The organism is Xanthomonas sp. WHRI 1810A, from assembly GCF_040202885.1.
In the GTDB taxonomy this organism is placed as follows: domain Bacteria; phylum Pseudomonadota; class Gammaproteobacteria; order Pseudomonadales; family Pseudomonadaceae; genus Aquipseudomonas.
On record NZ_JBEGED010000001.1, the window covers coordinates 568,146 to 589,593 of the forward strand.

16 protein-coding genes are annotated in these 21,448 nt (G+C 60.7%); 6 read left to right on the forward strand and 10 right to left on the reverse strand.

Annotated features, from left to right (window positions below):
- Positions 1-104: 104 nt before the first annotated feature.
- Positions 105-2,861 (reverse strand): RHS repeat-associated core domain-containing protein, encoded by a 2,757-nt coding sequence (locus ABQX22_RS02520; protein ID WP_349796154.1) that lies wholly within the window; start codon positions 2,859-2,861, stop codon positions 105-107.
- 820 nt (positions 2,862-3,681) lie between these two features.
- Between ABQX22_RS02520 and ABQX22_RS02525 the strand changes: the two genes are divergently transcribed.
- Entirely contained in the window at positions 3,682-4,146 is a 465-nt protein-coding gene (locus tag ABQX22_RS02525; protein WP_349796156.1) for a multidrug transporter, read from the forward strand.
- Between the two features lie 177 nt (positions 4,147-4,323).
- Positions 4,324-5,148 carry an SDR family oxidoreductase gene (locus ABQX22_RS02530; RefSeq protein WP_349796158.1) on the forward strand — a complete coding sequence of 275 codons (825 nt, stop codon included), beginning with the start codon at positions 4,324-4,326 and terminating at the stop codon, positions 5,146-5,148.
- A gap of 120 nt (positions 5,149-5,268) precedes the next feature.
- Here ABQX22_RS02530 and ABQX22_RS02535 read toward each other — a convergent pair whose 3' ends face one another.
- The 4 genes from ABQX22_RS02535 to ABQX22_RS02550 all read right to left on the reverse strand — a co-directional run bounded on the left by ABQX22_RS02535 (position 5,269) and on the right by ABQX22_RS02550 (position 10,169).
- Positions 5,269-6,141: an HlyD family secretion protein gene (locus ABQX22_RS02535; protein WP_349796160.1), complete on the reverse strand. Its 873-nt coding sequence runs from the start codon at positions 6,139-6,141 to the stop codon at positions 5,269-5,271.
- Positions 6,142-6,156: 15 nt separating this feature from the next.
- Entirely contained in the window at positions 6,157-6,357 is a 201-nt protein-coding gene (locus tag ABQX22_RS02540; protein ID WP_349796162.1) for a DUF1656 domain-containing protein, read from the reverse strand.
- Positions 6,347-8,533, reverse strand: coding sequence for an FUSC family protein (locus ABQX22_RS02545; protein WP_349796164.1), 2,187 nt, complete (start codon positions 8,531-8,533; stop codon positions 6,347-6,349). The genes ABQX22_RS02540 and ABQX22_RS02545 overlap by 11 nt, the downstream gene beginning before the upstream one ends.
- A gap of 124 nt (positions 8,534-8,657) precedes the next feature.
- Positions 8,658-10,169 carry an efflux transporter outer membrane subunit gene (locus ABQX22_RS02550; RefSeq protein WP_349796166.1) on the reverse strand — a complete coding sequence of 504 codons (1,512 nt, stop codon included), beginning with the start codon at positions 10,167-10,169 and terminating at the stop codon, positions 8,658-8,660.
- A gap of 183 nt (positions 10,170-10,352) precedes the next feature.
- On the opposite strand from ABQX22_RS02550, the gene ABQX22_RS02555 reads away from it, so the two are divergent.
- Complete coding sequence (locus ABQX22_RS02555) at positions 10,353-11,300, forward strand: LysR family transcriptional regulator (RefSeq protein WP_349796168.1); 948 nt, start codon at positions 10,353-10,355, stop codon at positions 11,298-11,300.
- A gap of 190 nt (positions 11,301-11,490) precedes the next feature.
- Positions 11,491-12,465 (forward strand): 2-hydroxyacid dehydrogenase, encoded by a 975-nt coding sequence (locus ABQX22_RS02560; RefSeq protein WP_349796170.1) that lies wholly within the window; start codon positions 11,491-11,493, stop codon positions 12,463-12,465.
- Positions 12,466-12,511: 46 nt separating this feature from the next.
- Here ABQX22_RS02560 and ABQX22_RS02565 read toward each other — a convergent pair whose 3' ends face one another.
- Both ABQX22_RS02565 and ABQX22_RS02570 read right to left on the reverse strand, forming a co-directional pair.
- Positions 12,512-15,616 carry a hypothetical protein gene (locus ABQX22_RS02565; protein ID WP_349796172.1) on the reverse strand — a complete coding sequence of 1,035 codons (3,105 nt, stop codon included), beginning with the start codon at positions 15,614-15,616 and terminating at the stop codon, positions 12,512-12,514.
- A 246-nt stretch (positions 15,617-15,862) separates the two neighbouring features.
- Positions 15,863-16,762 (reverse strand): DMT family transporter, encoded by a 900-nt coding sequence (locus ABQX22_RS02570; RefSeq protein WP_349796174.1) that lies wholly within the window; start codon positions 16,760-16,762, stop codon positions 15,863-15,865.
- Positions 16,763-16,995: 233 nt separating this feature from the next.
- Between ABQX22_RS02570 and ABQX22_RS02575 the strand changes: the two genes are divergently transcribed.
- On the forward strand, positions 16,996-17,880 hold the full coding sequence (locus tag ABQX22_RS02575; protein WP_349796176.1) for an AraC family transcriptional regulator: 885 nt from the start codon (positions 16,996-16,998) through the stop codon (positions 17,878-17,880).
- Positions 17,881-17,886: 6 nt separating this feature from the next.
- On the opposite strand, the gene ABQX22_RS02580 is transcribed toward ABQX22_RS02575, so the two are convergent.
- Genes ABQX22_RS02580 through ABQX22_RS02590 form a run of 3 tightly spaced genes read right to left on the reverse strand, consistent with a single transcriptional unit; the run spans position 17,887 to position 20,107 of the window.
- Positions 17,887-18,219 carry a DUF3325 domain-containing protein gene (locus tag ABQX22_RS02580; RefSeq protein WP_349796178.1) on the reverse strand — a complete coding sequence of 111 codons (333 nt, stop codon included), beginning with the start codon at positions 18,217-18,219 and terminating at the stop codon, positions 17,887-17,889.
- Positions 18,219-19,826 (reverse strand): PepSY-associated TM helix domain-containing protein, encoded by a 1,608-nt coding sequence (locus tag ABQX22_RS02585; protein ID WP_349796180.1) that lies wholly within the window; start codon positions 19,824-19,826, stop codon positions 18,219-18,221. Before ABQX22_RS02585 ends, ABQX22_RS02580 begins: the two co-directional genes overlap by 1 nt.
- Positions 19,823-20,107 (reverse strand): DUF3649 domain-containing protein, encoded by a 285-nt coding sequence (locus tag ABQX22_RS02590; protein ID WP_349796182.1) that lies wholly within the window; start codon positions 20,105-20,107, stop codon positions 19,823-19,825. Before ABQX22_RS02590 ends, ABQX22_RS02585 begins: the two co-directional genes overlap by 4 nt.
- Positions 20,108-20,607: 500 nt before the next feature.
- On the opposite strand from ABQX22_RS02590, the gene ABQX22_RS02595 reads away from it, so the two are divergent.
- Positions 20,608-21,027 (forward strand): HPF/RaiA family ribosome-associated protein, encoded by a 420-nt coding sequence (locus ABQX22_RS02595; RefSeq protein WP_349796184.1) that lies wholly within the window; start codon positions 20,608-20,610, stop codon positions 21,025-21,027.
- Positions 21,028-21,448: the final 421 nt, after the last annotated feature.

The window sequence follows — 21,448 nt, forward strand, 5'->3', positions numbered from 1 at the left end:
CGAGAGTCCCTAAAGACTAGTCTTGAATCGCCAGGGTTAAAGACCGCCAGTCCGAACCCAAATCAGACTGAAAGAGCCAGGTATTGAGCAAGTGCAGGGCTTTGTTACGCTTGCAAAGCGCGCGTCATACGACGCTCGATACGGCGGAGCAAACGTTGCCCAAGGCCTCTCTCGGCAGCCATCACCATTTCCCCTGTCTGGATGTCCTTTATGTCGTGTCTTTCGATGTGACCGACGGGCCTGAGCCCCACAACTTTCACCGTTTGCCCGGACGAGGTCGACGAGACCTTCTTGATGTCGGCTACCTTCATAAATTCGCCAGGAGCCACAAGTAGGTGATCTCCGAGCATCGCAATGCCTGCGACTTTCTTGGGCACATCCTTGCTCATGACGAACACCACATGCTCGGGGTTCTGGGTCAGATTATCGGTCCATGTCTCCAGCCAACTGATGCTATTCCTGACCAATGCGCTTGCTGACATATACCCTCCATCCCTGACAACATCCCCGGGTCTTATCTTGTCTGCGTAAATGCCTTGGCCAGTTTTGACGGCTCTATAAGCCACACCTGAATAGTCGGTCAATTGCTGGTACTCGGAATCCAGGTCCTGTATGGCGTTAAGCGTACTATCGTTGCCCTGCTCAAATCCGCGCAGATGATTATTGATCTCACGATAAGCCCCGCTACCACCATCGACATAGTCGGTAAGCGTCGGCTGCTCGTTCATTTTCCCCACGACATCCATCAACTTCTGGGCTTCAACCTCAAGCTCGCGCCCATGAAAAGCACGGGCACCGCCAACGTCCTCCCGCTTATATATTTCGATAAATTCGGCAACTTCTGGGGCCGTCCCGCGCTGCCAAGGCCATTTTACTAACCCCAAGATGTCGAAAAAGTTTATAGGCTGATTGCCCACAAATTGATAACGATTCAGATCTGATATCTCTTCCATCGGATCCGGACTAATCCACCGCATCAGCCACGGCGCGTAATACCTCAGGCCGTAGTAATAAAGCCCGGTTGCATCGCGCTCTTTTCCGGAATAGCGCACTGTTTTATAACGCGCTTCAACCTCACTTCTGCCCGCCCACCAGGACGTTCCGCCAAACGGGTAATAACTCTCATGACTGATGGTTTGTGCCTGTTGATCCAGCTCCAGCGTGCAGGAACCCAGGTGATCACTGAGGCCATAGCGAATTTGATCATTGGTGATGCCCTCGGGTTTGCCCTGCTGCCAATGCAGCACACGCACGCTGTTGCGGCCGCCCTGCAACGTGATGACGTGCAACGTCTCGCCGGTCGCGGTATTGCTGCGGATTTCCACACCTGGCAGATAACCCACCTCTGCCGTGTGCGTGACCGATCTGGCGAGCGTCTTCGTGACTTTGCGAACGCGCCGGCCACTGCTGTCATAGACGTAGGATTCGCTGTCATCCGGACCGGATTCGCGAATCACCGGACGCACTTGCTGCAGTTGATTGCGCCGATCCCAGGTCAGCGTTTGTCCCGGTTGCAGTTCGCGCAGATTGCCGTTGCCGTCGAAGGCGGCGGCGATGTCGGCCTCGGACGGCGGTACGTCATTGAGCACCGCCAGACTGCGATTGCTGTGACGGGCAGTGACCATGTTCAGCGAATGATTTTGCCCGCCGGTATGACTGAGCACCTGCAAATTGCCGCCGGCATCGTAGTCATAGGTTTGCTTGTAGTGGGCCAGTTGCGAAGGGTCGGGCGGTGACTGAAAAACCGGCAGATCCGGCCCTCGATTCAGTGTCACGAATTCTCGTCCGGTGGCTTCGATCAACTGGTAGAGCGTGTCGTACCGGTAGGTGGAAACCGGCTCCACTCGCTTGCCGCCACAGTAGTGCGTCGGTTGCACCCGGTCTTCGATGCGGGTGACGTTGCCCACCGCGTCGTATTCGTAGCTCAGATCCTGCCGGACGCCGCCCTGGTCATCCCGGGCATCCAGTTGAATCAGCCGACCATCGCTTTGGCGATAACGGGCGGTGGTGACGATGCCGTTGCCTGCGGTTTCTGACTCGATCTGACCTTGGGCGTTGTACCGGATGTCGCTGACCAATGCTTGCGCTGCCAGCCCCGACAACTGCAGTCGAGTCTGCCTGAGCTGACCGGCAACGGTCTGATTGAACAATCGGATATGTCCCATGGCATCGCACTGTTCGATAACCGTTTGGGTGGGCCCATACTTCCAGGAAGAATCGAACCCAACACCGGGCTCCAGAAGGTTATCGCGGGCACCGGCGCAAGCTGGCCAGTCCGGTGCTTCCAACGTGTTCAGAAACCGGCGCGTCTGGTCGACTACTGCTCCGGTCAGTCCAAACAAGGCGTTAAATACCGAACCTGCGGGATCGTCATGTCGAATCAGGCAACCACACTGATTGGCATCAGCGTTGCCCGCTCCTGCGTAACTCAATCGCTCAGCACAGCTTTCGACCGTTCCATCGCTTTCGAATACCGCCACCGGGCGCAGGGACAGATCGTATTCAACACGCTGGGAATGTCCTCGCCCATCCCAGCAACAGGCAACCTGCCCGGCTACACCCGTAATAACCGCACTCCAGCCCGCATCGACGCTGTCACTGAATAACCGCCGCCCCGAGAGCGAGTGGACGTAGGTCAGGTTACGAGGTGCATCAGGCGCCTGATTGGCCGCCGCCCATAACCGCGCATCCCATCGTCCAACGGGCCTGGCAGCTGCATCGTAGGTGGTCCGATCAACTCGCTCAGAAAGCGCCGCGCCTGCTTGCGCACGGTGAAACGCCACCGAGCGCGCCAGCAAACCCCGCGGTTCAATCACCGCCAACGTTGGAGTGTGGGCGTGCAACGCTGGCTGACAGGTCATGACCGGGGCAATCCATTGCGATGTGTTCCTGAATATTAGTTGGCTTTCAGCACAGCGAAAAACCGTCAGTCCGGGCCTAGCTCCCACAGGTTCAGCACCAGCCTGTAGGAGCGCGCTTGCCCGCGAAGACGCCAGGTCAGGCGACGAATCGATATCCGCAACAACGCCTTCGCGGGCAAGCCTCGCTCCAACACTGCCCGATCAGTGGCCCGACGAAACCCTGGCATTCGCCGCAGGTTTGTCGGTGGCAGCATGACCTGTGGGAGCGGACCTGTCCGCGAAGGCGGTGTTTCTGGCGATAGAGATGCAAGGAATGTGATGACGTCTTCGCGAACAGGTTCGCTCTCACAGGCTCAGCACCAGCCTGTAGGAGCGCGCTTGCCCGCGAAGACGCCAGGTCAGGCGACGAATCAATATCCGCAACAACGCCTTCGCGGGCAAGCCTCGCTCCAACACTGCCCGATCAGTGGCCCGACGAAACCCAGGCATTCGCCGCAGGTTTGTCGGTGGCAGCATGACCTGTGGGAACGGACCTGTCCGCGAAGGCGGTGTTTCTGGCGAAAGAGATGCAAGGAATGTGATGACGTCTTCACGAACAGGTTCGCTCCCACTGGTTCAGCACCTGCCGGTAGGAGCGCGCTTGCCCGCGAAGACGCCAGTTCAGATGACGAATCAACATCCGCAACAACGCCTTCGCGGGCAAGCCTCGCTCCAACACTGCCCATTCGGCGCGCGAACGCGGCGATACCTAAACCAGCGATTTGGTCTATCCCGCCCCTTTCGGTACGATGCCGGCATCTGCCTGTTTCGGACGCTTCCCATGATCTTCGGCGCGATACTCCTGCTCACCTGGCTGGTCCTGCTGTTGCGTTACCCGTCCAAAGCCTTGCCTGTCTCGCTCGCAGCGGCTGTGGGGCTGGGGATTGTGGCGGCGTTTGTGATCTGGGAGGACAGCCGCGACGAGCAGCGGCTCGAACGCCTGCAAATACGTCTGGACTACGCCCCCGAGCAGTGCCCGGCGGGTCGTCCGTTGCTGGTGCTGATCGATAACGGCAATACCGTGGCGCTGAAGGAGTTGCGCTGGAAGATCGCAGCCCACGCACCGGGCGACACAGTCAATCTCGCTGAAGACACCTACACCGCGCCACGCTATCGCGGCCCCGGCGATTTGCTGCCGGGCAGCCAGTGGCAGGATTGCCTGCCGCTGCCGCCGCTTCGACCGGGCTATCGGCCGCAAACCCTTGAGTTTCGCGTCGAACGCCTGCAAGGCACGTTTTCGGGTTAGTACGTTGAGCCCCCTCTGCACGACAAGTGAGGAGCCTGCTCGCGAGACGTCCGCATACTCCCTACATGTCTAGCGCCTGGATTGAAGCGTCGCGAGCAAGCTCCCTACCACACTGCTCGGCGCAAAAGACCCTAGCCCTGTCCGACCCCACACTGCCTAAACAAGGAAAACCACGCCATGCCCGTTGTTCTGATCACCGGTTGTTCCAGCGGCATCGGTCGTGCGATGGCCGATGCTTTCAAGTTCGCCGGGTACGCCGTGTGGGCCACGGCTCGCAAACCTGAAGACGTCGCAGCGCTGAACGCGGCGGGTTTCACTGGCATCGAGCTGGACGTCAACGATGCAGCAGGACTGGCGCGGCTGGCGGCAACGATCGAGCAACAGAACAGCGCCCTCGACGTGCTGATCAACAACGCCGGTTACGGCGCCATCGGGCCGTTGCTCGACGGCGGCGTGGAGGTGCTGCGCAGGCAGTTTGAGACCAACGTGTTCTCCATCGTCGGCGTGACCCGCGCGCTGTTCCCGGCCCTGCGCCGCAGCAAGGGGCTGGTGGTGAACATCGGCAGCGTGTCCGGCGTGCTGGTCACGCCGTTTGCCGGCGCCTATTGCGCGTCGAAAGCCGCAGTGCATGCCATGAACGACGCCTTGCGCCTGGAGCTGGCACCGTTCGACATCCGGGTGATGGAAGTCCAGCCCGGCGCCCTCGACACCCAGTTTGCCCAGAGTGCCAAGCGTGAGGCCGAACAGGTGATTCACGAAGGCTCGCCGTGGTGGCCGCTGCGCGACAGCATCCGTGCCCGGGCCAACGCGTCGCAAGACAACCCGACCCCGGCAGCGGATTTTGCTCAGGACGTGCTAAAGGCTGTGCAGCGAAACAAGCCGCCACGCTTGCTGCGTTCAGGCAATGGTTGTCACGCCCTGCCGCTGCTGGCGTGGTTGCTGCCAAAAGCGTTGCTGGATCGAGTGTTGAGCAAACGATTTGGGTTGAGCGGGAAACTCTAAACCCTCGGCCCGACACAATCCCTTGTAGGAGCGCGCTTGCCCGCGATGAGGCCGGTACATCCGATAAAGATGTATCGCCCGGAACGCCATCGCGGGCAAGCGCGCTCCTACAATGAAGCGTTACAACGTCGAACTATTCGTCTCGGGATTCACAATCACCGTACACGTGATCCCCGCCGCCAGTACCACGCCGGCCGGCACCTGATCCAGATGAATGCGCACCGGCACACGCTGGGCCAGGCGCACCCAGTTGAAGGTCGGGTTGACGTCGGCGATCAGTTCGCGGCTTTCCGGGTTGTCGCGGTCGTAGATGGCGCGGGCGATGCTCTCGACGTGGCCTTTCATGACTTCGCCGCTCATCAACTGCATGTCCACCGGGTCACCGATGTTGACGTGGGGCAGCTTGGTTTCTTCGAAGAAGCCGTACACCCAGAACGAATGCATATCGACCACCGCCATCTTCGCCTCGCCGATGCGCGCGTAGTCGCCACGGTGCACGTTGAGGTTGGTGACGTAGCCGTCCACGGCGGCGAGCACGCGGGTTCGCTGCAAATTCAGTTGAGCGGCTTCCAGCTGCGCCAGGGCCAGCTGGTAATCGGCCTGGGCGGAACTGGCGACGTTGGAGGCGTCTTCACGGCTCTCGGCGGAGATCACCAGGTTGTCCATGTCGGCACGGCGGCTGGCGTTGACCTTGCGCATCTCCCAGGTGGCCTTGCGCGACGACACCAGCGCCTGGGCCTGTTTGACCGCCAGCTGATAGTGCTCCGGGTCGATCTGCATCAGCAGGTCGCCCTTCTTCACTTGCTGGTTATCGCGCACCGGCACGTCCACCACCATGCCGGTCACGTCCGCGGCGACGTTGATCACATCCGCGCGCACGCGCCCGTCCCGGGTCCACGGCGTGTCCATGTAATGAATCCACAGCAGCCGGCCTATCCAGAGGGCCAACGCCAGCACCAACAACGTGGCGATCAGACTGAAGAGCTTTTTCATCTCAGACAACGTGCCTCAACGGTAAACAGTGAGCGCCATGGCGCCGAAAATGCAGCTGAACAGGCTCAGGCGCAGCAGCGCCGGATGCCAGAAAAAACGGTACAGATCGAGCCCGGACATCACGCGATCCAGGGCCCAGGCGACCACCATCGCGACCACGAACATCACCGTCACGGTCGGCATGTAAACGCCATGGAAAGCAATTTCACGTGGCATGAAGAAGTCCTTGCGGCTCGTGGTTCGGGGCGTACGCGGCGAGCGGCGATTGCGGGTCGAGCAGCGAGGTGCGGATGAAGTGCAGGTGGCTCTTGACCCGACGCAACGCCGAGGTATCGAAGTGCGGCGCAAAGGGTTCATCCGTCTGGGCCACGCAGGTAATGGCCTGGTCCACGGCGTGCAGGCTGCGGGCCAGATTGCTGCGGTCAGGCTGGATGAACAGGCGAATCAGCGAGCGCCCCATGACCCGGATCGCCTGGCGCCACGGCTGCGATTCGGCGTAGCTGGGGTGCACCGGCAAGATGTCTTGCTCACGGCGCAGCTCGATGATCGCCTGGCCGATTTCCAGCACCACGAACATCCAGCGCAGCAGGTTGCGCTGCACTTCGGGGTGCCCCGCCGCCAGGCCGTACGCTTGGTGCATGAGATCCCGGGTGCGGCTTTCGAAGCTGGAGCGCATGCCTTTGAGCGGCGCGCTGATGGCGAACACCACTTGCCGGCGCAGGTCGTTCTCCAGCCGCCGCCACAGCCAGCGACTGTTGGGCGGCAGAATGATCGCCCCCGCTGCCGCGCACAGCAGCATGCCGATGACCATGGCGATGTAGTCGTTGATGAACACGTAGGGGTTGTAGACCGTCAGGTTGTCCGGCGCCGAACCGATGCTGAAAAAGATCAGCAGCCCGAGCCCGTAGCCGGCCCACTGCGGCCGCGAAGCCAGAAACGCGCCGAAGGCATAAACCGGTGCCAGGACCATGCACAGCAGCGGGAAACCATCAATCGACGGGAACACGAAAAACGTCATGAAAAAGCCCAGCACCGCGCCCAGCGCCGTGCCGCAGGCCATCTGAAACGACATGCGTCGCGGGTTGGGCGTAGTGGCGGACAGCGCCACCGTCGCGGCCGACACCAGGGTCATCGTCGCCCCGCTCGGCCACGCGGTCGCCACCCAGTACACCGACATCACGCCGAGGATAAAGGTGGCGCGAATGCCCGACGCCGCCGACGCCATCCAGTTGGTTTTCGACAGAAACGGCTCGACCCAGTTTTCCCGCTCATGGCGGTGCTCGGCCAGCGAGGCGTGGGTCAGTGCGTAGTCATGCATATCGTCGACGAAGCGATAAAGCAGCTCGTAGGCGGTGTGAAAGTCCAGCTGCTGGTCGTCGCTGGGCTCACTGAGCATGAAGCCGGCTCGAAGCTCGCGCACGTGTTCCGGCAACGCGGCCTGGAAGGCACTCAAGCGCTCGGCCAACTGCCTGGCGTCGCTGTCGATCAGCGCGCGCCCTGCAAAATGATCGAGCAGTTCGGCCAGCGCGGCCAGGCCCGGTTCGATCGACCTGAGCGCCGTGGTATCGCCGTGACTGCGCAGCCGCTCAAGCAACTGGTGCAAGGCGTTGAAGCGCGTGGTCAGGGTCATGAATTCGCTGTTCAGGCGGTTGAGCCGTCCGTTGCGCCGACGCATGTGCGGATCTTCAAACACCGTGACGGCACGCAAGCCTTCCAGCCCCACCGCCTCGGCGATGAAGCGCACGTTACTGGCTTCAAACGAGGCGGGGTCCGTGTGACCGCGCAGGCCTTGGTTAACGAACTGCGCGAACACACCAAAGCGCTGATACAACGCGTTGCGCATCGAGGCGCCCGAGCTTTGCGGCAGGATCGCGGCGGTGACCAGCGTCGAGCAGGCAATGCCCAGGGAGATTTCCAGCACGCGCCAGACGGCGGCCATGAATGAGGTGTCCGGGTGCGCCAGCGCCGGCAGGCCGGTCATGGCGGCGGTGTAACCGGCCAGCACGAACCCGTAGGCGCGAAAGTTGCGATACCGAGCGGCACCGGCGCAGCAAAGGCCGACCCACAGCGCCAGACTGCCCAGGAACAGTTCGCTGTTCTGCGCGAACAAGGCCATCAACAGCACCATCATCACCGACCCGGCGAGGGTGCCGAGCAAGCGATAGAAACTCTTGGCGAACACGTGCCCGCTTTGCGGCTGCATGACGATGAACACGGTGATCATTGCGGTGCGCGGTTGCGGCAGCTCCAGGCGCATGGCGAGCCAGTAGGTCAGGAACGCCGCCGCCAGCACTTTGAAAATGTAGATCCAGGTCACGCCGTCGCTGCGCGCCCAGCCGTTGAACTCACGGCGCCATGGCAGGGCCGTGAAGCGGTGCAGGAGGGTGGTCATTTCAGGTCGCCGCCGGTGGCGTTTGATAAAAAGCATTCGCGGGCAAGCGCGCTCCTACAGGTGACGGTGTAGGAGCGCGCTTGCCCGCGATGACGGTCTGACCGGCGCTGCACAATTATCTGGCTCACCGGTCAAACACCGCCAACGTCCTGGGCGTTTTCGGCGCCACGGTCGTGTCAGGCGCGGGCGAATCATTGCCCGCCATCAACCCGCCGCCCAACGCGACCACCAATTCGGCGTGCACGGTCAGACGTGCGGCCTGCACTTGCTGCTGCACCTGCTGCTGATGAAACAACAACGTCTGCGCGTTCAGCACGTTCAGGTAATCGGTCAGGCCACGGGTGTAGGCGACCATCGCGATGTCATAGGTCTTCCGGGCGGCGGCCACCGACTCATCGGCAAAGCCTTGCTGCTTGTCCATCGAGGCGCGACGAATCAGCTGGTCCGAGATGCTCTTGAGCGCGCTCACCAGGGTCTGGTTGTACTGCGCCACGGCCTCGTCGTAGCCGGCCGATGCCTCGCCCAGTTCGGAACGCAAACGCCCGCCGTCGAAGATCGGCAGCGTCACCGCCGGGCCGACGCTGTAGTTGAATTTCTTGCCCGCCAGAAACTCCAGCATGCCGCCGCCGGTGGCCATGTAGCCGAGGCTGCCCACCAGATCGACGTTGGGGTAGAAGCCTGCGTGCGCGACATCAATGCCCCGCGCCTGCGCCGCCACTCGCCAGCGACTGGCAACCACGTCCGGCCGCTGGCCCAGTAACTCGGCCGGCAAGGCCGACGGCAACTTCAACGCCGCGTGCAGGGACAGCGTCGGGCGCTGCAACTGCGCGCCCTCCCCCGGTCCCTTGCCGGCCAGTGCTGCAATCTGGTTGCGGCTCAAGGCAATGGCCTCGTCCAGCGCGTCGATCTGGCGATGGGTTTCAGGCAGCAGGGTTTCGGCCTGGCTGACTTCGAAATGCGTGCCGATGCCGCCCCGCAAGCGACGCTGGGCCAGGTCCACAATCTGTTGCTGCTGCTTGAGGGTCGCCTCGACGATGTCGCGCTGCGCGTAATTGAGCGACAGCTGGATGTAGGCGCGCACCATGTTGTCCTGCAATTCCAGCTGCGCCTGACGTTCCTGCGCCACGCTCATGTGCGCCAGGTCCAGCGCGCGTTCGCTGGAATTGCTTTCGCGGCCCCACAGGTCCAGAGAATAACTCAGACCCAGCGAGGCATTGTTGTCCCACGTGCTGGTGTTCGACAGCTCACCCGGGCCATAGAACTGGTCAGTCGCCCAGTTGTGTCGTTTCAGGGAGGTGTCGGCGTTGATCTGCACTGACTCCGCCGATTCGGCCACGCCCGCCATGGCCCTGGCCTGACGCACGCGCGCGGCGGCCATGGCCAGGCTCGGGCTGCCGAGTGCGGCCAGTTCGATCCAGTGATTGAGCTGATCATCGCCATACGCGCGCCACCACTGACCTGCGGGCCAATGGGCGTCTTGCGCGGCGGATTTGATGGCGTCATCGGTTGCCAGCGCGTCGGCGGGCAACGAGGTGTCTTGCGGGGCAATGCCGTGCGTTCCGATACAACCACTGATGACTAACGTTAAAGCCCAGACACTGAGGGGCTTGAGCCCTCTGATGATGCGACGCGGCACAGCTGCGATTACCCGATTAAGAAGGACGGACAAATGATGGCGCGATTCTAGGGCTCGTCTGCGATGGCGATAAGTCGGGTCTTCTGTGATTCTTTATTACCGAACGGAAGATAATCCTCTGGTTTAGCTGACATGGATCAGTTACTTCATGTCACAATTTGCCATCTCTTCAGAGAACGGCCAATGGACACTCTGCAAAACATGCGCGCTTTCAGTTGCGTGGCACAAGCGGGCAGCTTCACTGCGGCAGCAGTTCAGTTGGACACCACCACCGCCAACGTTTCCCGCGCCGTCTCCAATCTTGAAGCCCACCTGCAGACCCGCCTGCTCAACCGCACCACACGGCGCATTGCCCTGACCGAAGCGGGCAAGCGTTACCTGCTGCGCTGCGAACAGATTCTGGGCTACGTCGAAGAAGCCGAAGCCGAGGCCAGCGACGCCCATGCGCGTCCTTCCGGGCAACTGCGTGTGCACTCGATGACCGGCGTGGGTCAGCACTACGTGATCGACGCCATCTCGCGTTATCGGCGTAATCACCCGGACGTGTCGTTCGATCTGACCATGACCAACCGCGTGCCGGACCTGCTCGAAGAGGGCTACGACGTGTCCATCGTGCTGGCCAGCGAGCTGCCGGATTCGGGGTTCGTTTCGCAGCGCCTGGGCATTACGTACAGCATCGTCTGTGCGTCACCGGCGTACATCAAAGCGTTCGGCATGGCCCACAAACCGTCGGACCTGCTCAACCACGCCTGCCTGCGTTTGATCAGCCCGGTGTTCCCGCTGGAGAAGTGGGCCTTCGACGGTCCTGACGGGCAAGAGGTGGTGACCATCGCCAATTCGCCCTTCCTGGTTAACTCGGCCGATGCGATGACCGCCGCCATTGTCAGCGGCATGGGCATCGGCAATCTGCCGATCTACTCCGCGATCGAAGGGCTGCGCAACGGCACGCTGATCCGGCTGTTGCCGCAGTATCGCTCCCACGAGCTGAACCTGTACGCCATCTACCCGTCGCGGCAGTACCTGGACGCCAAGATCAAGACCTGGGTCGAGTACCTGCGCGGCTCATTGCCGGAGATCATGGCGGCGCATGAGGCGGATTTGCAGACCCATGCGGTGCTTGAGTCGGTTTGAAAGCACTGCTGTTGTAGGAGCGCGCTTGCCCGCGAATGCGGTGGTTCAGTCGACGATGTAACCGCTGACCCACCGCATTCGCGGGCAAGCGCGCTCCTACAACCAATCGCTGGTCGCCGCTCCCCCTCAACCGCCAAGAATGTTAGCGTGCTATGCATCGCCCCTCTGAACCGCCGAGAGAAGCACTCCGATGAAAAAGACCGTCCTTGCCTTCAGCCGCGTCTCCCCGGAAATGGCCGAGCGCCTGCAGCAAGATTTCAACGTGATCATCCCCGATCCGAAAAAAGGTGACCTGAATCAGCAGTTCGACGAAGCCCTGCCCCATGTCCACGGCATGATCGGCGCAGGCCGCAAGCTGGGCCGTGAGCAATTGGCGAACGCGACGCAGCTGGAAGTGGTCTCGAGCATTTCGGTCGGCTACGACAACTACGACGTCGGCTACTTCACCGAGCGCGGCATCATGCTGACCAATACCCCGGACGTGCTCACCGAAAGCACGGCCGACCTTGGCTTTTCCCTGATCATGAGCAGCGCCCGCCGGGTCGCCGAGCTGGATGCGTGGACCAAGGCCGGCCACTGGACCCGCAGCATCGACGCGCCGCAGTTCGGCACTGACGTGTATGGCAAGACACTGGGCATCGTCGGCATGGGCAACATCGGCGCCGCCGTGGCGCGTCGGGGCCGGCTGGGGTTCAACATGCCGATCCTCTACAGCGGCAACAGCCGCAAAACCCAGATCGAGCAGGAATTGGGCGCGCAATTTCGCACACTGGATCAACTGCTGGCCGAGTCGGATTTCGTCTGCCTGGTGGTGCCGCTGAGCGAGAAGACCAGGCACCTGATCAGCACCCGCGAACTGTCGCTGATGAAGAAGAACGCGATCCTGATCAACATCGCCCGCGGGCCGATCGTCGACGAACCAGCACTGATCACCGCGTTGCAGGACGGCACGATTCGTGGCGCAGGGCTGGACGTCTACGAGAAAGAACCGTTGGCCGATTCGCCATTGTTCCGCTTAAGCAACGCGGTGACCCTGCCCCACATCGGCTCGGCCACCACCGAAACCCGCCAGGCCATGGCCGACCGCGCCTGCGCCAACCTGCGCGCCGCACTGCTGGGCGAAAAACCGCAGGATCTGGTGAATCAGCAGGTGTGGAAGGGCTAGGCCAAGCCGCCGAGCCACCCAAGGTGGCTCGGTATTCAAGGAATTTTCAGTTGGCGACGGTCAGCGTCAGCGCCGGAAAACGTACTGCATTTTCCTTCGACCGGGCGCCATCAAACGTCACGTCCATCAGCACCACAAACGCCATTCCACGGCTGATTGATTCGATTTGTGCTCGGGGGAAAACGACGTTCAATCCCCTGGCTGCTTCACTGCTGCTGACAGCAGACCCGCGTAGCAGATCGAACTCCTGTTTGCCATGAATATCAATCACGGTCAGCCACACACGCTGCCCTGCTGCAATAAGTAGCCATGGTTCGACAATTACGTTGGCATTGCCTGTGAATGTCGATAGGTCGAGCACGTTGGCGCTGGCCTGAGGCACCACCATCTGAGGCATGTCAGCGGTCTTGAATGGCAAGATGTCGAACACCGCAGGCCTTGATTCTTGCGGATCTGAAATACCCTCGTAGATGAAATAACTCACAGAAGCCGACTTGCCCAGGTCATGAGGAATGACTTCCTGAGGAGGGATACTGAACTGCAATGTGTCGCCTGTTCCTGTTTGAGGCGACGTCGTATAGATGATTCCCGAACTACCGCGCCACCGAACCACCACTGTATTTCCCAGCATTGCCGCCGAAGCGCGAACCTCTACGCTGATGTTTTCCAGAACGTTGACAGGATCAAGTGCACCGTCGGGAGCCGCGATGATCATCGGCGGTGCCAACCCTCCTGCTATCAGGGAAATCTGTATCGCTTTACTAAAATGGATCCCCACAGGAAAGGGTGGTTCTGCGCCCAAGACCAGAATCAAGCCTATAGATGTGGCTCCGTTATTTATCGCGCTCTCTATCCAGCCCCGAGATATGGGTGCGGAAAAACCGCTCACCAACTGCGCGTCGGTGACAGCGACGCCATTGATCGACTGGATGGGTTCTAACGGCCCATCCACTGTCGACCCAAGCAAAGTGACGGTTTGCCAGGTTGCCATGAAAGGCCAGGGCGCCACAGATATCATCGGATCTCCCACGAATGAATCAATATCCATGACCCCGTCAATCACATGTTCTACCTGAACAGGAGGCAAGCCCTCATCCAGCGCAGCAATGGCAAAAACCTGTAACTCGGACTCCGATTCCACCCTATCTCGAAGAACGGAATAACCGACGGTCACCTCCTTTCTCAGACAGAACGCAATCACGTCGGCTGGCACCTGAAAGCTCATGCCCATGGGATTGCCCGCTTGCTTAGGCGATGAGTAATTACCCCGATCAATGGCACAGCGCCAATGGAGTTGAACTTCATCTGCAGCGCTCATGTGAGGGTTGGCCACTAACCTGACGTTTACACCTGCCAACAAATCGATAGGATTAAGTTGACCGTCAACGGCACTATCGATTTTTGGAGCGGGTAAGCCATCAGCGTCGTAAACGATAATTCGGGCGATAGCTGAAAGCGCAGCAACGCCGTTCGGCCGCTCCAGTCGATAAACAATCGCGACCTGCTGGTTAGCCCAGGCATATACCGGCTCGATTGGCACACTGATGTCTGTATCCGGACCGGCATCCTCTTCGCCGAGCACGCGCGTTGTTTCCCAAGACGAACCTGCTTGCGCCGCACAACGCAAGGTAACGCGATCACCGGCCTGAAAGTCGAAAGCGCCCGCAAACAGCCGGGCCGTCACGCCTTGCAGGGCGTCACTCAGATAAAGCACGTCTTCACGTAGCTCTTTGATCTGCGGCTCAGGAAGGCTGTCTGGCGCGGTGCCAGACAGAGAAACAAATACCGTGATGGGGATTGCCTGAGCAGGCTCGTCCATGTCTCGTATCTCCAGCAGCAAAGGTCCACTGGCCATTGCTGAGGGGAACCAAGGGTTTTCGCCCGCGTGGTACTCAAGCGTCAAGACGGAATCTGTGCCAGAAAAAGGCCTGTCGACGGGATGCCTTTCACCGTCGCCAGTACTGACCCACGCCGTCAGTTGAACCGGATATTGCAGGCCATTGCTGGCCGTGAGAACGACCGTCAGTTGGGATGTTTCGCCCTCTGGATCGTTCACTAGGACAGTCGATCCGACGGCTCCAGATTGCGCACTTACGCCAACCGTCTGCTGATGACTGGAAGCAGGTAAATCTACAGTGGCGGTTGCAGATGACGTAACACCCGCGAGGGACATCCTTACCCCCTCGAAGGGCGGCGCATAGGACGACATGCGCTCAGCCGCTTCCCGCCAGACTCTGGCCATGTTGGCATTCCTCGGATCTCCGAGGGGTAAGCCATATTGATCAAACACGTCCGGGTTGGAGTAATAAGGAATGCTGCCTGCATCCGCAGCCATACAGGTCGTGGAGCGGCCGTTGTCATAGCCGTAGTGGTAGTCATCGTCATGCTCGGCAGGGTCACGCCCGCCTGCGTTATGGCCGACCTCATGCCTGAATGATTTATGATCATAGATAGCTTGGGCACTGTACTGGCCGTTGAGGCGCGCGATACCTACTGCACCTCCTTCATAATCATGTAAAAACGCGGTCACGATATCGGGCGCAAACCATTCGGTCCCGGACGAGAAGACTTCCCGCACCGTAGGGAGGACATCTATGGTCAACAGGTAGTTTTCTTCTACGATCTGCACCCCTGCCAGTTCGAGTGAGAGATTTTCAACGAGCGAATTACGCAGGCATAAATTCACCGTTTCCAGCTGAGCAATCGCATAAGCCATCGGATCACCCACCATGTCGACGGCGGCACGGGTAAAACCCACCAGCACGTCGATCACCACAGGATCATCGTCGACCTCAAGTGCCCGCCCAGACTTTTCCATGACCTCTATTACGCCGTCGCTGCGACGACGCCCACCCTCCTGCGATGGCAGGAACCTGCGCTGTCCTTGCGTATCCACGCTAAGCATCCCCGAGTTCCCGGGCTGCTCGATAAGGGCGAGGAAAGCACCCGTCTCAGCGCGCACGATGATCAGTGAGCCCAAGACGTTTGAGGGGCCACGAAGCAGGCCACTCTCCACCGTAAAACCGTGGACCTTTTTTAAAGCCGATCGCTCGAACCTGGAAGCGCCTATGTCCAGGCGATAAAGCGCTTCGGCCGTTTGAACACAGGGTTGTCCACTGTGAGGGCTATTAGAGACGGATGGGGTATGCATGGTGAAAATCCTTTTTGAACAGCGTCCATGAAATCGTTCAGCCTTTGAGTCTTAAAAATAGCCCAGCCAGTATCGCGACTTATATTAAGTGGAAATAACTAGACAGCGGATTCTGCGAGTTCATCAGGCAGCCAACTGTTCAGCGCCTGACCTGAAGCATTCGCGGGCAAGCGCGCTCCTACAGAGGACCGCAATCCCCTGTAGGAGCGCGCTTGCCCGCGATAGATTTTCAGCCGTCAAAAAAGATCAAGCCAGCTTGCCAGCCACCGGCACCACCGCCTTGGGCTTTCTGAACACCAGCACATTCCCGACCATCACCAGCACCAGCCCCATCAACGCCGGCGCCGTCCATTGGTAGCCTTCGGCGAACGCCGACACGTTCAGCGCCACCACCGGGAACAGCACCGTGCAATACGCCGCGCGCTCCGGCCCCATGCGGCCGACCAGCGTCAAGTAGGCGGTGAAGCCGATCACCGAGCCCGGGATCACCAGGTACAGCAGCGAGCCGACGTACCGCGCGTTCCATTCGAAGGTGAACGGTGTGCCGCTGACCACGCAATACGCGCTGAGCATCGTCGCGCCGTAAAGCATGCCGTAGGCGTTGGTGGTCAGCGGGCGCAGGCCGGCTTTCTGTTGCAGGCTGGACAGCATGTTCCCGGCGGAAAAACACAGGGTCCCCAGCAGCGCCAGCGCCAGGCCGAGCAGGGTTTCGGGGCTGGCGGAATGCCCCGACAGCTCGGGCCAAAACATACAGGCCAATCCCACCAGGCCCACGGCGCCGCCGGTGATCACGTTGCGCGCTATTTTCTGTTTGAAGAAAATCCGCGCGTTCAGCGCGTTCCATAACGTCGCGGTGGAAAACACCACCGCGATCAACCCGCTGGGAATCCACTGACTCGCGGTGCAGAAACACATGAAGTTCACGCAGAACAGACACAGCCCCTGAGCCAGGCAAATCAGATGCCCGCGACGATTGACCGGCTGCAGTTTGCGACTGGCCGCCAGCATGGCGAACAGGATCAACGCGGCAAGGCCGAAGCGATACACGATGGACACCGGGATCGCGACCTCGCCCAGCTGCAGTTTCAGCGCAATCCAGGTGGTGCCCCAGATCAAGACAGTCAGCAGATACAGCGAGAGGTTCATGGCGGGCTCCTTGATGAAGCCCGAGTGTGAACAGTCGATGGCACCGGCACTTGCACAATCTTGCGCATTTGATCGCGGGGTGGCTGTTAAGACGGGCGCTACAGCGTAGGATGCGGTTGATTCCCCTGTAGGAGCGATTCATTCCGCGAGGCGTCCCGACCTGAGTCGCCACGTTGTCCGCTACGCCAACAAGTTGGCTCCTGCAGAACAGACGCCAGACCGAGTTCAAGCCCATGCCGACCCTCGACACCCTCCAGGTTTTCCAGTCCCTGAACAGCTCGCCCAATGCGCGGCTGGAGCAGACTGCGTCTCTGGGCGACGGGATTGTGGCCGCCCTGTGGAACAACCGGCATGACGCGCAGGAATATCACGCGCCGACACACCACACGCTGTCGTGTTACGTCGATGGCGGCCTGGGCACGCACCGCCGTGGTCAGCCCGACAACAAAGGGTCGCCCGGCAAGCTGTGCATCCTGCCCGCCGGTCATGAATCAGCGTGGGTGGTTAACGGTGAGATCCGCCTGGCGCATCTGTACATTCGCCCCGAGCAGTTCGCCCTCAACTGCGTGACGATGCTTGATCGCGAGCCTCGGGAAATGGCGCTGCGCGAAGACACCTTCATCGACGACCCGATGCAGGCCACACGCTTTCGCCAATTGATCCAGCTGAACTGGAGCGAACCCGGCGAGCGTCTGCTGACCAGCAGCCTGGCTCATGAAATGCTCAGCCACACGATGCTGCATCAGGTAGGACTGCGCGAAGGCTTGCGGTTGAAAGGCGGACTGGCGCCGCACCTGCGCCGACGGTTGGTGGAGTTCATCGACAGCCACGTGGCCGACCCGCTGAGCCTGGGGCAACTGGCCGGGATGTGCGCCCTCTCCGAATACCATTTCGCCCGAATGTTTCGCGAAAGCTTCGGTGTCCCGCCCCATCAGTACCTGCTGGCCCGGCGCTTGAGCCGCGCCCGGGACTTGCTCCGCAGCTCGACCAGAACCTTCGGCGACATCGCCCTGGACTGCGGCTTCGGCAGCGCCAGCCATTTCAGCAACCGCTTCCGCCAGGCAGTGGGCGCAACACCAGGGGCATATCGGTTGGCGATGTCGGGCCGAGCGAACTAAACAACGTCAGACCCACCACTGACTAACAGCCGCAACCGGACTGATCACTAAACCAAGTCCCGCCAGCAACAGCACCAGCCGTGGCCGAAAGGCCATCGCCATCAGCAGCACCATGGCACTGCCCATGAGTGCAGCGAACCATTGCACCAGACCGATGCTCCAGCCGCCCGCCTCGACACCGGCCCACAGCGACAATACCAGCGCGATCCAGCCGCTGACGCGCAGCCATTGACGGCGCTCGGGCGTCAGTCTCCCGCCCACGGCATCGGCGTAATGACGGCTCATGGACAGGCTCAGTCCGCAGAATCCCAGGTAGCACAACAGCGCGACGAGCAGCATCAGTGCACTTCTCGCGCTGGGGTGCTGGGGACTGGGTCCTCGCGAGCAAGCTCCCTCCCACGACTGCTCAAGCGGGTGGGAGGGAGCTTGCTCGCGATACCAGTGCGCCGACCGACGCGAAATTTTCGCGCCGTCCACCCCAGAAACAACCCGGTCGCCAGTGCCGTCAGGTCCACCCCCGGCAGTGCCCAATGCCCCTGTCGCAGCGCGGCCCACAGATACGGCCCGGCCGTCAGCGCATCGAGCACCGGCAGCCCGGCAAACAGCACCGCGCCCAACGCCAATTGCTCACGCCACGCCGTTGCACCTTTACGTAGCAGCGCATGCAGCACCGCCCCGCCCCAGATGATGAAGAAGACGTTGATTTCCCAACCCGCACGGCTTGTCAGGCTGACCGGCAACAGACGATTGGCCCAAAAGAAACTCGCGACCGCCAGCATCAGCCCGGCCATGCTGGCCACGTTCAGCACTTCGACCAGCCGCAACTCAAAGGGCAATACCCCGGTGCTCGCGTGCTTGAGTCGACGCTTGCCGAGCCACATCACCAACCCGGTGCCGATCAACGCAGTGCCGCCCACACCGAACAGAAAGTACATCCAGCGCAAGACCGGTCCGGCGAAATGCCCCAGGTGCAAGCCGTACAACGCGCCCGCCAGTTTAAGCGGCGCACCGGTCATGACGCTTTCGTTGTCCAGCACGCCAGTGACGCCGTTGAAGGTCATCCCGGAACCCGGTTCGTAGACGATCCGATCGTCGCTGCCGCGCACCACGGTCACCGATGCATTGGCGTCGCCGGGCCGACTGACCGCCAGACGCGCCACCGATGCGCCCTGCCAATGCGCGCGCGCGATGTCCATCATCGGCCGCAGCGGCGCCAGGGGGGCCGGCGTCCCGGAGGCTTCAACGGGTCTGGAGGTGGGGAACAGATCGTTGAAAAACGCCTGCGTGTTGCCGTCGTAGGCGGTGAGAATGCTCGCCGGCATGACCATGGTCATGAAGATCACCAGGCTGCTGTAGGTGATCATCAGGTGAAACGGCAGGATCAACACGCCCACGGCGTTATGCCCGTCGAGCCAGGAGCGCTGGCCCTTGCGCGGCCTGAAGGTGAAAAACTCTTTGAAGATCTTCTTGTGGATGATGACGCCGCTGACCATCGTCACCAGCATGACCATTGCAGCGACGGCGGCAAGCCAGCGTCCCCAGGGATGAGGCATTTGCAGCTGGAAATGGAACCGGTAGAAAAACTCTCCGCCCTTGGTCTCCCGCGCGCGGGTGTCGGTGCCTGTCAGCGGGTCGAGGTTTTTCTGTGAGAACCCGCCGACCGGTTTTTGCCACATCACCGACAAACCGGGCGAGCGGGCGTCAGGCAAGTTGATGAACCAGCGCGGCGCGTCGGCCGCGTTCTGTTGCAGCCAGCTTTGTGCACGGTCCAGGCTCAGCCCTGCGTCCACGTCGCGGACCTGGATTTCAGGCTGGGTCCACTGGGTGATCTCATCCTTGAAGTACGAGAGCGTGCCGGTCAGAAAAATCGCAAACAGTAACCAGCCGAACACCAGCCCCGCCCACGTGTGCAGCCAGCTCATGGATTGGCGGAAACCTTCCTTCATGACAACCACCGCCCGATCCCGTACAGGGCGGCGAACACCGCCGCAGGCACGAACACGCCCAGCCAGGCCTGCCACGCCTTGCGGCAGGCGAAACACCACAACGCCACGAACAACCAGCCCAGGAATGAAACCGTCATGGCCAGCACCACGGACTCGGCGCGGGTAAACGGCAGCCACTGCGCCAGGCAAACGCTGAACAACGCTGCAACCAGATAGCCGCCCAGGGCTGCCGCGAGTACGCGAGACGCCACCGCGACGCGCCATTGCCAGGAAACCGGCATACGCCTGGGCCTGCTGGCTTTGCGGCGACTCATCGCGGCGCTGTCCATCAGCAGTCCAAGCCCAGCGAGGCGCAGGCGGTTTCTTCAGGATTTGCCTGAATCGACATCGGAAGGTGCTTCCTGAAAGGGGGCGGTCCGTAGGAATTCGCAAGACAGCGCGTAGGAAAGATTGCAATATTAATGATAAATATTCTCATACGCAAAGCTCTCCGACACAATCAGGCACATTTGCTCAACCGGTCGCTGCAGCGGGAGACCTTGACTGCCGCGTTCTCCGGTAGCCGTGCCGCACGGCCCTGTCAGGCGTTCTCCGTGCCAGCGTGGCCAATAACATCGCAGCCAAGCGGCATAAGCGACCAAAGTTCCGCATACGGACGAAATATATTCTCTGGTATCAGGGGTTGAATTGTTTATCCATTGCCGCCAACACTGTGACTGAGGGCAGACGAAACTCAGTGACGTCGAGACTCTCCCGAGCAAGCCAAAGTAAGGGAAGAACTATGCAAATCCAGGTCAATAGCGATAACCACATCGAAAGCAGTGTCAGACTGGAGGAGTGGGTACGTACCACCGTTGAAAGCACGCTCGAACGTTACGAGGAAGATCTCACCCGCATCGAAGTCCATATCCAGGACGAAAACGGCGACAAGCCAGGCCCGCACGACATCCGTTGCCAGATGGAAGCCCGGCCCAAAGGACATCAACCTATCTCTGTCACTCACAAGGCCAGTTCACTGGACCTGGCGGTAGACGGTGCCGCCGTGAAACTCGATCACGCGCTTGAGCACTTGTTTGGCAAATTGCGCAGCAAACGCGGTGGCGTTTCCGCCATCAGCAAAGTCGAGGAGCGCGAGACCGAAAGCCCGGACGCACTGCTGCAAGAAGAATTTCTGGAGAAAGATGACGCACTGCACGGTTGAACCGGCAGCGTAAACCGATCAACTGACCACCGTTGATCGAGAGACATCCGCGTTGAACGAAGGGCGGGCCTGTGAACACAGGCTCGCCTTTTTTGTGGGCTGGATTTGTCGCCAGGCCACATAACACAAGGGCTGCACACAAAGCAGGCGTCACGGGCACTATTGGTGCTTACTGGCGCCAATTAACTGCCCCTGCTTTCAGTCATCTAAAACAGTGCTTGTCGAAACTGTTCGTATTCGTTGCTCATAAACCGGCCGGCCAATTCGGAACGACCATTCATCGCACGTGGCCCAAACCGTGCAAGTACGGTTATTGCAAGCGTTACACGTGCGCAGACGCGCTTCATCCAACGACAAGCACCTCGCTCAACAGACTGCAGATCAACCGGCAGCGACCAGACGAAACCGTTAACTCAGCGAT

Coding starts and splice junctions, on each gene's coding strand:
- ABQX22_RS02580 (WP_349796178.1), bottom strand. CDS start 18,219: ATGCTGCTCGTCGCGCTGTTGTGCTACCTGGGATTCTGCGGACTGAGC.
- ABQX22_RS02585 (WP_349796180.1), bottom strand. CDS start 19,826: ATGAAGGAAGGTTTCCGCCAATCCATGAGCTGGCTGCACACGTGGGCG.
- ABQX22_RS02570 (WP_349796174.1), bottom strand. CDS start 16,762: ATGAACCTCTCGCTGTATCTGCTGACTGTCTTGATCTGGGGCACCACC.
- ABQX22_RS02595 (WP_349796184.1), top strand. CDS start 20,608: ATGCAAATCCAGGTCAATAGCGATAACCACATCGAAAGCAGTGTCAGA.
- ABQX22_RS02575 (WP_349796176.1), top strand. CDS start 16,996: ATGCCGACCCTCGACACCCTCCAGGTTTTCCAGTCCCTGAACAGCTCG.
- ABQX22_RS02530 (WP_349796158.1), top strand. CDS start 4,324: ATGCCCGTTGTTCTGATCACCGGTTGTTCCAGCGGCATCGGTCGTGCG.
- ABQX22_RS02525 (WP_349796156.1), top strand. CDS start 3,682: ATGATCTTCGGCGCGATACTCCTGCTCACCTGGCTGGTCCTGCTGTTG.
- ABQX22_RS02545 (WP_349796164.1), bottom strand. CDS start 8,533: ATGACCACCCTCCTGCACCGCTTCACGGCCCTGCCATGGCGCCGTGAG.
- ABQX22_RS02560 (WP_349796170.1), top strand. CDS start 11,491: ATGAAAAAGACCGTCCTTGCCTTCAGCCGCGTCTCCCCGGAAATGGCC.
- ABQX22_RS02540 (WP_349796162.1), bottom strand. CDS start 6,357: ATGCCACGTGAAATTGCTTTCCATGGCGTTTACATGCCGACCGTGACG.
- ABQX22_RS02535 (WP_349796160.1), bottom strand. CDS start 6,141: ATGAAAAAGCTCTTCAGTCTGATCGCCACGTTGTTGGTGCTGGCGTTG.
- ABQX22_RS02565 (WP_349796172.1), bottom strand. CDS start 15,616: ATGCATACCCCATCCGTCTCTAATAGCCCTCACAGTGGACAACCCTGT.
- ABQX22_RS02590 (WP_349796182.1), bottom strand. CDS start 20,107: ATGCCGGTTTCCTGGCAATGGCGCGTCGCGGTGGCGTCTCGCGTACTC.
- ABQX22_RS02520 (WP_349796154.1), bottom strand. CDS start 2,861: ATGACCTGTCAGCCAGCGTTGCACGCCCACACTCCAACGTTGGCGGTG.
- ABQX22_RS02555 (WP_349796168.1), top strand. CDS start 10,353: ATGGACACTCTGCAAAACATGCGCGCTTTCAGTTGCGTGGCACAAGCG.